The sequence below is a fragment of the Rhodococcus sp. EPR-157 genome (assembly GCF_001647195.1).
GTDB lineage: Bacteria > Actinomycetota > Actinomycetes > Mycobacteriales > Mycobacteriaceae > Rhodococcoides.
This window is the reverse complement of the sequence record NZ_LVCV01000263.1, coordinates 1-10,417: the sequence shown is the minus strand read 5'-3', so window position 1 is coordinate 10,417 and position 10,417 is coordinate 1. Positions and strand designations below refer to the sequence as shown.

The window sequence follows — 10,417 nt, the reverse complement described above, 5'->3', positions numbered from 1 at the left end:
GTCTATTAAGACGGCAGACCTGCTGACCAGATGCGCAAGTTGATTCGCGGCCAACGTGTGCGTAGCTCGCGAGAGCGAGAACAGGACATGCTCAAGAAATCTCGATTGGCCCAGGTGATAAGCGCGGGCGAGCGCCGTCAGCGGGACATGCGTGTGTGCGAGAACGCGAGCATGGCACAGGGCGGCATGCGGAGCTCGCAAGTTGTCGTGCTCAGTCCTGTCGGCCAGGAAGTCGATAGCCGCATTGATGTTGGCTTTCACGCTGGTGTGTAGAAGTCCGGTTGCGTCTGCATTGCCGTTCATTTCATGGATTGATGCACTTATGAATGAAGAGATATTCTCGGTCAACTCTGCCTTCCTGTCCTCCATCTCGTCCACAAGTGTTTCCATCAAATGAGTCGATACCATTTTAGTGTCATACCTACCCTGGTAGTTCAATTCTGGAGCGGCACGCCATTTCGGTGACGATCGCTGCGGATCTAGCTTGTCGATCTCGGGGCTTGCCCCGCCGCCTGTGCACCTCGGCTTCTCGTCAGAGCCCTCCTTGCTGGCTTCTGACGCACCGGCTCCTTTCGGTTCGGCTCGCCGGTGACGGAAGCGTCAGCGGCTTGTGGTTGATGAGCTGCATCACTAGTATCTGTACACGCAGGCTGCATCTGTCAATTAATTGGACAAAAAATTATCGTCTGTATAGTAGTGTGCCCGGGTAGGCAGGCGGTCGGCTTTGGTCTCACCGTCGAGGGGGCGCACTCTTGCGCTGGGGTCCAGGCCCCTGGGGCGAGGAGCAGTTATCCGGTTTGAAGAACCAGAAGGAGACGCCATGGCGACGCCACCGAGCAGTTCAATCGATTACGACGTTCTGATCGTCGGTTCGGGCTTCGGCGGAAGTGTCACTGCGCTGAGGCTGGTGGAGAAGGGGTACCGCGTTGGGATCCTGGAAGCCGGGCAACGCTTCGAGGACAAGGACTTCGCGAAGAACAGTTGGGATCTCAAGCGTTTCCTGTGGGCACCGAAACTCGGTCTGTACGGCATCCAGCGCGTACACCTGCTGCGCGATTGCCTCATCCTCGCCGGTGCCGGAGTGGGCGGTGGATCGCTGAACTACGCGAACACCCTCTACAAGCCTCAGGCGCCGTTCTTCGAGGACAAGCAGTGGGCGCACATCACCGACTGGAGCAGTGAGCTCTCGCCGTTCTACGACCAGGCCACCCGCATGCTGGGCGTGGTGCGCAATCCGCACATGACCCCTGCCGACGAGGTGATGAAGTCGGTCGCCGAGGACATGGGTGTCGCCGACACTTTCATTCAGACACCGGTGGGCGTGTTTTTCGGTGACGAGCCCGGCAAGACCGTCCCGGACCCGTACTTCGGCGGCGCAGGCCCCGAGCGCACCGGTTGCATCGAATGTGGTGAGTGCATGACCGGTTGCCGCCACGGAGCCAAGAACACCCTGTTGAAGAACTACCTCGGCTTGGCCGAGCGCGCAGGAGCCGAGATCGTGCCGATGACGACGGTGTCCGGCCTACGCCCCCGATCCGACGGCACCTGGGATGTCGACACCGAGCGCACCGGCGCTCGGCTCCGCAAGGGCAAGAAGACCTACAGCGCGGCCAATGTCGTTCTGGCAGCCGGTACCTGGGGCACTCAGAACCTGCTGCACAAGATGAAAGACACCGGCGCGCTGCCCAAGCTGTCGGACACACTCGGCGAACTGACGCGTACTAACTCCGAGTCGATCGTCGGAGCGGCCAAATACGAGGTGGACCCGTCGATGAATCTCACGCGTGGCGTTGCCATCACGTCCTCGTTCCACCCCAGTCCCAACACCCACATCGAGCCGTGCCGCTACGGCAAGGGTTCGAACGCGATGGGCATGCTGCAGACCCTGATGACCGACGGCGGAGGCAAGATTCCGCGGTGGCTCAAATTCGTGTTCGCGATGATCGCGCATCCGGTTCAGTTCGTCCGTGTGGTCAACGTCCGGCGCTGGAGCGAGCGCACCATCATCGCGCTGGTCATGCAGAACCTGGACAACTCGATCACCACGTTCACCAAGCGTGGGCCGTTCGGCCGCACGATCTCCAGCAGGCAGGGCCACGGGGAGCCGAATCCGACGTGGATCCCCGAAGGCAACGACGCCACCCGGCGGATTGCCAAGAAGATCGGCGGCCTCGCGGCCGGTACCTGGGGAGAGCTGTTCAACATCCCGCTCACCGCCCACTTCCTCGGCGGCTGCGCCATCGCCTCGGATTCGGCGCACGGCGTCATCGATCCGTACCACCGCGTCCACGGCTACCCGACGCTGAGCGTGGTGGACGGGGCAGCGGTATCGGCCAACCTCGGCGTCAACCCGTCGTTGACGATCAGCGCGCAGGCCGAGCGGTCCGCCGCGCTGTGGCCGAACAAGGGCGAGCTCGATCTTCGTCCGGCACAGGGGCTTCCGTATCAGCGGCTCGATCCCATCGCCCCCAACTCGCCCGTTGTTCCGGTGGACGCTCCGGGTGGACTGAGATTGCCTATCGTCGAGATCCGAAATGGCCATCTGGTCGCCGGTGAGACGGCTTCGCGGTGAAAGAAGTACTTGGTGAGCGCGCATTTCGAAACAGGAGCCCAGCCGCTCGATGCCTTCGTGCGGAGCGCAGAGTTGTCGCAATCCACATCTGGAGTGGACTCAGGTCGGATCTCTGGGGCGAACCGTCTGACCCGAATTCACAAGTTTTTGACTCTACGTAACATGGCCGCCATTCACGTTTGCGGCGACACTGTTATCAATCGCGAAGAAAATTGAGGAGTTGACATGGCAGTTGTAACTTTCGTCGCCCACGATGGTGAGAAGCACGAGGCGGGCTTGGTCGAAGGTCGATCGTTGATGCAGATTGCAACCGACAATGCTGTGCCGGGGATCGATGGAGACTGTGGGGGCGAAACGGCCTGTGGCACCTGCCATGTGATCGTCGACCCGCAGTGGTCAGGAGAGGTGGGTCTGTCCGGTGCCAACGAGGAGGAGATGCTGGCTATGAACCCCGAGCGTGAACCCACGTCTCGGTTGTCGTGCCAGATGGTGGCCTCGGAAGCGTGGGATGGCCTGATCGTTCGAACACCTGAATTCCAATTGTGATGTGTGAAAGGCAGGCACGACAGCATGAAAGTTTCTGAGTCGATCACCGACAAGGTCCAGTCGACCATCCCTATAGGGCTGCAGATCCAGGGCGCTCATCTGTACGACAAGACCCGACGGTGGGTGACTGGCACGAATGGCAAGAAGATCTTCGTCGAAAGTCCCATCCCACCGGTCGAGGATGTCGAGCTCGCCGACATCGACCTCAGTAACCCCTTTCTCTACAGACAAGGGCGGTGGCAGTCGTACTTCGAGCGCGTGCGGAACGAGGCACCGGTTCATTACCAACCCAACAGTCCGTTCGGCCCGTTCTGGTCGGTCACGCGCCATGCCGATATCGTGGCCGTCGACAAGAACCACGCTGTGTTCTCGGCCGAACCGTTCATCGTCATCGGCGTCCCGCCCCGGTTTCTCGATATCGAGATGTTCATCGCGATGGACCCGCCACGCCACGACAAGCAGCGCGCTGCCGTCCAGGGGGTTGTCGCACCGAAGAACCTCCGGGAGATGGAGGGACTGATCCGATCGCGGGTACGGGAGGTATTGGACGACCTCCCCTTGAACGAGCCGTTCGACTGGGTGCAGAATGTCTCGATCGAGTTGACAGCTCGGATGCTCGCAACTCTTCTGGATTTCCCCTACGAACAACGCCGCAAACTCGTCTACTGGTCCGATTTGGCAACCTCGATGGAGCAAGCCAACGGTGGGCCCTCGGACAACGACGAGGTGTTCGAGGGCATGCGTGACATGGCGCGTGGCCTCAGCGCTCTCTGGCATGACAAAGCAGCCAGGAGGTCTGCAGGGGAAGAGTCCGGTTTCGATCTGATCACCATGTTGCAGAGCAACGAGGACACCAAGGATCTGATCGATCGTCCGATGGAATTTCTGGGCAACCTCGTCCTGCTGATCGTCGGTGGGAACGACACGACGCGTAACTCGATGAGCGGTGGCGTTCTTGCGTTGAACCAATTCCCCGACCAGTTCGAGAAATTGAAGGCCAATCCCGATTTGATCCCCAACATGAACTCGGAAATCATCCGATGGCAAACACCCTTGGCGTACATGCGCCGAATCGCCAAAGCCGACACCGTTCTGAACGGACAATTCATCCGCAAGGGTGACAAATTGGTGATGTGGTATGCCTCGGGTAACCGCGACGAACGCGTTTTCGAGAATCCTGATGATTTCATCATCGATCGTGCCAATGCGCGCAATCACATCGCGTTCGGATTCGGTGTACACCGGTGTATGGGCAATCGGCTGGCCGAAATGCAGCTGCGGATTCTGTGGGAGGAGTTGCTTCCCCGCTTCGAGAACATCGAGGTCGTCGGCGACCCCGAGTACGTTCAGTCGAATTTCGTGCGGGGCATCAGCAAGATGATGGTGCGCCTGACGCCTACTTCCAGCGCATGACATCGCAACGGGCGATCATCGTCGGCGCAAGCCATGCTGGGGCACAACTGGCAGCTAGTTTGCGCCAAGAAGGTTGGACAGGCGAGATCGTCCTCATCGGTAACGAGTCTGCCACTCCCTATCAACGCCCCCCGCTGTCGAAGGCATACCTGGCGGGCAAATGCGTACTCGACGATATCGCCATTCGCAGCACGGACTTCTACTCCAAGCAAGGTATTCAGCTCCTGAACGCGCAGGTGGAGGCCATCGTTCGGTCGGAAGGCAACGTCGTTCTCGACACCGGGGAGAAGCTGGCCTACGACAAGCTCGCGCTGTGCACGGGAGCCCGCCCTCGTCGGCTCACCGTTCCCGGGGCCGATCTCCACGGGGTCTACTACCTGCGCACCGCAGCGGACGTCGAGAGGATCCGTATGGCCACCGGCCCTGGCCGGCGGGTGGTGATCGTCGGAGGCGGCTACATCGGACTCGAGACAGCGGCATCGCTGCGCGCACTGGGCGTGCAGGTCACAGTTCTCGAGGCAACTGGGCGTGTGCTCGAGCGGGTCACTGCTCCCGAGGTATCGACGTTCTTCGAGCGGATACATCGCGAGCAGGGAGTCGACATCAGAACGAACGCGATGGTCGAAGGCCTGTCCGGTGACCGTGAGGTTCGTGAAGTCAGTTTGGCCAGCGGGGAATCGATCCCCGCAGATCTGGTCATCGTCGGTGTCGGCGTCGAGCCGAACACCGACCTCGCCGCCGATGCGGGTCTTGTCATCGACAACGGCATCGTGATCGACGATCACACTCGGACCAACGACCCCGACATCATGGCGGCGGGGGACTGCGCGAGCCACGACATGGCCCGTTACGGCCGTCGACTACGGTTGGAGTCCGTCTCGAGCGCAGGAGAGCAGGCCAAAGTCGCTGCCTCGACCGCCTGCGGGAAGTCCAGAAAAATCGAAGCGTTGCCGTGGTTCTGGTCAGATCAGTATCACTTCAAGCTGCAGATCGCCGGCCTCAACACTGGATACGACGAAGTGGTTCTCAGTGGTGACCCCAGCCGCGACAGTGATTTCAGTTGCTTCTATCTCCAGGCCGGTGAGCTCATTGCCGCCGACTGCATAGGTCGCCCGCGCGAGTTCATGTACAGCAAACGGGTGATCGCCCAGCGACTCCCCGTCCAACGCGAAGACCTGATGCTCGGCGGACTCGCGCGCAACTGACCGATCCTTCGGTCGTTGTGCACACAACAGCAACCGGTTTGCTCAGAAAAGGGAACATCAGCGATGACCATGACAGACCGCCCGCCCGGGGCACATACGACGCAGACACCACACGCGTACCTGGGAGCAACGGACTTCCTCGACATCGAGCACGAATCCGTGCGGGCGTTCACCGCCGCGGCAATCGGGGATGCGAGCAGCGACCGTGACAAGGCCAGACGCCTCTTCGCCGCCGTCCGCGACCGGATCTGGTACGACCCGTACACCGTGTCGGACGATCCGGCCCACTATCGGGCGAGCTTCGTCCTCGAGACCGGGCGCGCTTACTGCGTCCCGAAGGCGGTGCTGTTGACCGCAGTGTGCCGGGCGGCGGGTATCCCGGCACTGCTCGGCTTCGCCGACGTCCGAAATCACCTGCAGACCGAGACGTTGCGCGCGCTGATGGGCGGCACCGACCTGTTCGTCTACCACGGCTACAGTCGCCTCTACATCGAGGGCCGGTGGTTGAAGGCCACGCCGGCATTCAATGTCGAGTTGTGCGCTCGTTTCGGCGTGCCGCCAGTGGAATTCGACGGCGATCGCGATGCTCTCATGCATGCCTTCACCGCAGACGGAGCTCAGCACATGGAGTATGTCCGCGAGCGAGGAGTCTTCGACGACCTACCCTTGAACGCGATCTTGACGGTGCTTCGGCACGCCTACGGCCCCACGATCTTCACGGGCGCTCACCCACTCGATGATGTTTTCACCGGCCGCACCCGGCCGGACGAAACTCCCGGGGATCGAAACTCGCCGCGGGAGTCTCGATGAACACAAGCGGTGAGAACATACGCGCCGAACCCCGTATCGCGGCCGACTGCCGATCGGTCGGAGCTCTCTCCGCGAACAATCGCGATCGTGAACACTCGGACCGCCTCGGACACCTTCGAATCGGGTGAGCCGATACCTGCTGGCAGAGCTGTGCCACATGACTGTCTCGTCGCCGCGGCCGTGTTGAGGCCGACACCGGAAGTTGCACCGAACAGACGAGACCCGTTCTGCCGCTGGGGTTGCGGCTGCGGGCGATGAACGACCGATCCGAACGCCTCCCCGGGCACGAGACGACGCGCGATACCCATATCCCTCTCCCGTGTGCGCAGCCGCTACCGCGAGAGCGGGCCGACAGGCGTCTACCGATGTCTCTCATCTATGCAAGGAGCGCAGCATGATGAACAACGCACCTCACACCCCCGCCAGGACCGTGGCGATCACAGGTGGAGCTCGCGGCATCGGCTATCAGACAGCGAAGGAGTTGATTCGACGAGGCCACCGGGTCGCCATCGGCGACATCGACGAGGCACGTGCGAAGGAGGCCGCCGCCGAACTCGGGGTGAAGGTCGTCACCCGACTCGACGTCACCGAACCTGACTCGTTCACAACGTTTCTGGACCTGGTCGAACGTGAACTCGGACCCCTCGACATCCTGATCAACAACGCGGGCATCATGCCTACCGGCCACGCCCACGAAGAGGACGATGCAGTAACCCGGCGGCAAGTCGAGATCAACGTCCTGGGGGTCATCTTCGGGACCAAACTGGCTCTTCAGCGCATGCTGCCGCGCCGCACCGGACACATCATCAACACTGCGTCATTGGCCGGCGAGCTCGCGGTACCTGGTTTGGCGACCTACTGCGCTACCAAGTTCGCAGTCATCGGATTCACAGAGGCCGCACGACTGGAGTACCGCAAGTCAGGGGTTCGACTGTCCACAGTCCGCCCGACGTTCACCAACACCGAACTCGTCGCCGGAACCGCCGGCGCAAAGGGATTACGCAACGCCGAGCCGGAGGAGATCGCCCGCGCGACAGCAGATCTGATCGAGAATCCACGCCCCTTCGTCCGCGTCACCCGTCTCGCAGGCGCAATGGTCGCGGCGGTGAAATTCGTCCCCCGGCGTCTGGCGACCGGACTGGGTGCGGCCCTGAACACAGATTCGGTGTTCCTCGCGGACGTCGACATGGCTGCTCGCCGAACGTATCTCGACAGAATCCGGAACAGCTGAGGATGCCGACACGCGCGCTCGACCAGCAACCCGAAAGGCAGTCACAGTGACCCCCACGACTCTGATCGAGAACTATCCCCACCGGATGGGAGGGCACTGCGGGTCAGGTGCAATGCGAGACCTTCTCCAGTGGCACGGTCTGGGATGGGACGGACCACCCGACGAGGGGTTGGTGTTCGCACTGGGTGGTGATCTGGGTTTGTCCTACCTGCGATCGGACGACCTGGTCCCACCGATGTACCTGGTCGGCCGCGGTGCCGACTTCGAGATCGACCTACCGCGCAGGCTCGGCGGACAAGTCGAGGTTCTCACGACCGACGATCCCGCTGAGGGATGGTCATGGGTTCGCGACGACATCGATGCGGGACGACCCAGTCTGGTCTGGGCCGATATCGCTGAGCTGCCCTACCTACGGGTGAAACTGCAGATGAGTCGCCACGACATCGTGGTGATCGGCTACGACGAGATCGGGGGGACTGCCTCGGTCGTCGACAACGATCGGGCCGACGTGCAGGAGATCCCGCTCGACGCGCTCGCTCGGGCGCGATCTTCCACCTCGTTCCCGCAACCGACACGTCACTGCACGTACCGAATCACATGGCCGCAGACACTGCCGCCCGTGTCGACTGCCGCGGCCGCGGCCTTCGCCCGATCCGCCGCCAGCATGCGCGCCCCATCGACACCGGGAATAGCCGACCACGTACCAGCAGCCGGTGCCGAAGGATTGGCCGCGGTCGACCAGCTGGCAACCGACGTCAAGAGCTGGGTCGACCTTCCGCCCGATGACCTCGAGACGCTGCTGTTCAGTCTCGGTATCTTCATCGAAAAGGCCGGAACCGGAGGCGGGCTCTTTCGTCGGCTTCTCGCCGACGGCTGTACCGAGATTGCACGTCTGACCGGTGATCCCGCTACCGCAGACCTCGCGGCGGCCGCCGATCACTGCGCCCAGGCCTGGACCGAAACTGCCCGCGCCGGAACACAACGCGGTCTCGATGTACGAACACGCGCAGCTGCGGTGGCCGTGTCGGCTGCCGAACTGCCTGCACTCGAGCTGATCCTGGTGGAGTCCCTGGAGTCTGCTTCACGCTCGCTGTCCGCCATCACGAGATGATGCCCATCGTCGTTCGACGGCGCGCGGTAGACGGTGCATCGCACTGTGCTGCAGCCGCTCGTGTCGGATCGCCCCAGGCGTGCGGAGGCACCGAACGACCGAGGAGTTGCCGGACGGAACAGTCGGACGCCTCTCGGTGGACGCTGGCTGTATCGATGCCGTGTCGTTGCTCGGCAACAGACCCTGATCCCTGCCTCACGCCGACAGCAATTCAGCCGCCGACGGGAGCCCTCGATGTTCGCGGTCACCGTTTTCGGCTGGGCGGCCGCGTCGTGTGGGCTATCGGGCCAGGCGCGCCCGGAAGGGGACGGTGCATTCGGTGAGAAGACTCCCGCTCGTGGTAATCATGGCGGGGCGAGTGCGCCGACCGGTCGGACGAACGCCCGACCGGATGCTGCGGTGCAGGCCGAGCGCGCGAAGACGCGACAGACTCGGCACGGTTTCACGACAGAGAGGTCCGACCATGAAAAGAGTTCCGGACGAGGTCAGCGGGTCGGCCGGCCCCGCTGTCGAGAACTGGGCGCGCTCGTTCTGGAGCACGAGTTTCGACTCGCCTGATCTACCGCCCCACCACCCCGACTGTCTTGGTTGTGGGCCGCAGAACCCGCACGGCCACGCCCTGTCGGTCCAGCGTGACGAGAACGGCGTGGTGGCTCACCATGTGTTCGATCAACGTCATGTCGGGGCACCCGGGATAGCACACGGCGGCGCGGTGGCGACCGTTCTCGACGATCTGTTCGGCTTCCTGCTCTACACAGTGGGTGAGCTCGCCGTGACGCGGCGTCTCGAGCTCGACTACCTGGCGCCGGTTCTGCTCGGCACTCCATACGTATTGCGTGCTGCGGTTCGGTCTCGTGATGGGCGCAAACTGGATCTCACGGCCACGATGGACGATGCGCAGGGCCGCTCGGTAGCCACCGCTACTGCCCTGTTCGTGGTGGTCGAGGTCGAACACTTCATGCAGTCCCAAGCCCGAGCCCAACTCCGGGCCACAGACACGAATCACACCGAAGAATAGACACCCTGGCCGACCTTCACCGACGTCCATCACCCGCGGTGGCTGTCGTACGGCTGCGTCTACCTGGCGCAAAGACGGCGAGGACGAGTGCCCCAGCGGCGGTCAGCGCCGCCAACGCCAGTGTCGCCTGACCACTTCCGTGTACGAATGCGGCTCTGGCGAACTCGGCCAGCGGCTGACCAGCTGGTCCTGCGCGGTCGGCGACCTGTAACGCGGCGGCCAGAGAATCGGCCACCGGACCACGGGCAGGCTCGGGTAGCTGGGGCAGAGCCGGCTGAATGTGCTGAACGTAACCGGCCGCGAGCACGCTACCGGCTACCGCAATCCCAATCGCGGCACCGATTTCGCGAGCTGCGTCGTTGACCGCGGCAGCCACCCCGTGTTTGGCCTCAGGAGTGTCCGAGACGATGGCGAAAGTCGCAGGGGCGGTACACAACCCCAAACCCGCGCTCATGATGAGCAAGGGCCACAGCAGGTCAGGGTAAGTCGCTGCGACGGTCAGTCTGCTCAC

8 protein-coding genes and 2 pseudogenes are annotated in these 10,417 nt (G+C 62.6%); 8 read left to right on the top strand and 2 right to left on the bottom strand.

The window, feature by feature from the left end:
• Nucleotides 1-303 (bottom strand): annotated as a pseudogene (locus tag A2J03_RS12100) (hypothetical protein); the annotation flags it as partial.
• A 517-nt stretch (nucleotides 304-820) separates the two neighbouring features.
• On the opposite strand from A2J03_RS12100, the gene A2J03_RS12095 reads away from it, so the two are divergent.
• The 8 genes from A2J03_RS12095 (at nucleotide 821) to A2J03_RS12060 (ending at nucleotide 9,906) form a co-directional block, all read left to right on the top strand.
• Nucleotides 821-2,572: an FAD-dependent oxidoreductase gene (locus tag A2J03_RS12095; RefSeq protein WP_068373924.1), complete on the top strand. Its 1,752-nt coding sequence runs from the start codon at nucleotides 821-823 to the stop codon at nucleotides 2,570-2,572.
• Between the two features lie 225 nt (nucleotides 2,573-2,797).
• On the top strand, nucleotides 2,798-3,118 hold the full coding sequence (locus A2J03_RS12090; protein ID WP_042926005.1) for a 2Fe-2S iron-sulfur cluster-binding protein: 321 nt from the start codon (nucleotides 2,798-2,800) through the stop codon (nucleotides 3,116-3,118).
• A gap of 24 nt (nucleotides 3,119-3,142) precedes the next feature.
• A complete protein-coding gene (locus tag A2J03_RS12085; protein WP_027498265.1) occupies nucleotides 3,143-4,531 on the top strand; it encodes a cytochrome P450 in 1,389 nt (462 codons plus the stop codon).
• Entirely contained in the window at nucleotides 4,528-5,736 is a 1,209-nt protein-coding gene (locus tag A2J03_RS12080) for an NAD(P)/FAD-dependent oxidoreductase (protein WP_068373920.1), read from the top strand. Before A2J03_RS12085 ends, A2J03_RS12080 begins: the two co-directional genes overlap by 4 nt.
• A 69-nt stretch (nucleotides 5,737-5,805) precedes the next feature.
• Entirely contained in the window at nucleotides 5,806-6,546 is a 741-nt protein-coding gene (locus A2J03_RS12075) for a transglutaminase-like domain-containing protein (RefSeq protein ID WP_027498263.1), read from the top strand.
• A 394-nt stretch (nucleotides 6,547-6,940) separates the two neighbouring features.
• Nucleotides 6,941-7,777: an SDR family oxidoreductase gene (locus tag A2J03_RS12070; RefSeq protein ID WP_068046070.1), complete on the top strand. Its 837-nt coding sequence runs from the start codon at nucleotides 6,941-6,943 to the stop codon at nucleotides 7,775-7,777.
• A gap of 46 nt (nucleotides 7,778-7,823) precedes the next feature.
• Nucleotides 7,824-8,888, top strand: coding sequence for a BtrH N-terminal domain-containing protein (locus tag A2J03_RS12065; RefSeq protein WP_068373917.1), 1,065 nt, complete (start codon nucleotides 7,824-7,826; stop codon nucleotides 8,886-8,888).
• Between the two features lie 463 nt (nucleotides 8,889-9,351).
• Nucleotides 9,352-9,906: a PaaI family thioesterase gene (locus A2J03_RS12060; RefSeq protein WP_032364186.1), complete on the top strand. Its 555-nt coding sequence runs from the start codon at nucleotides 9,352-9,354 to the stop codon at nucleotides 9,904-9,906.
• 16 nt (nucleotides 9,907-9,922) lie between these two features.
• On the opposite strand, the pseudogene A2J03_RS31035 reads toward A2J03_RS12060, so the two are convergent.
• Nucleotides 9,923-10,417: pseudogene (locus A2J03_RS31035) on the bottom strand (MFS transporter); the annotation flags it as partial.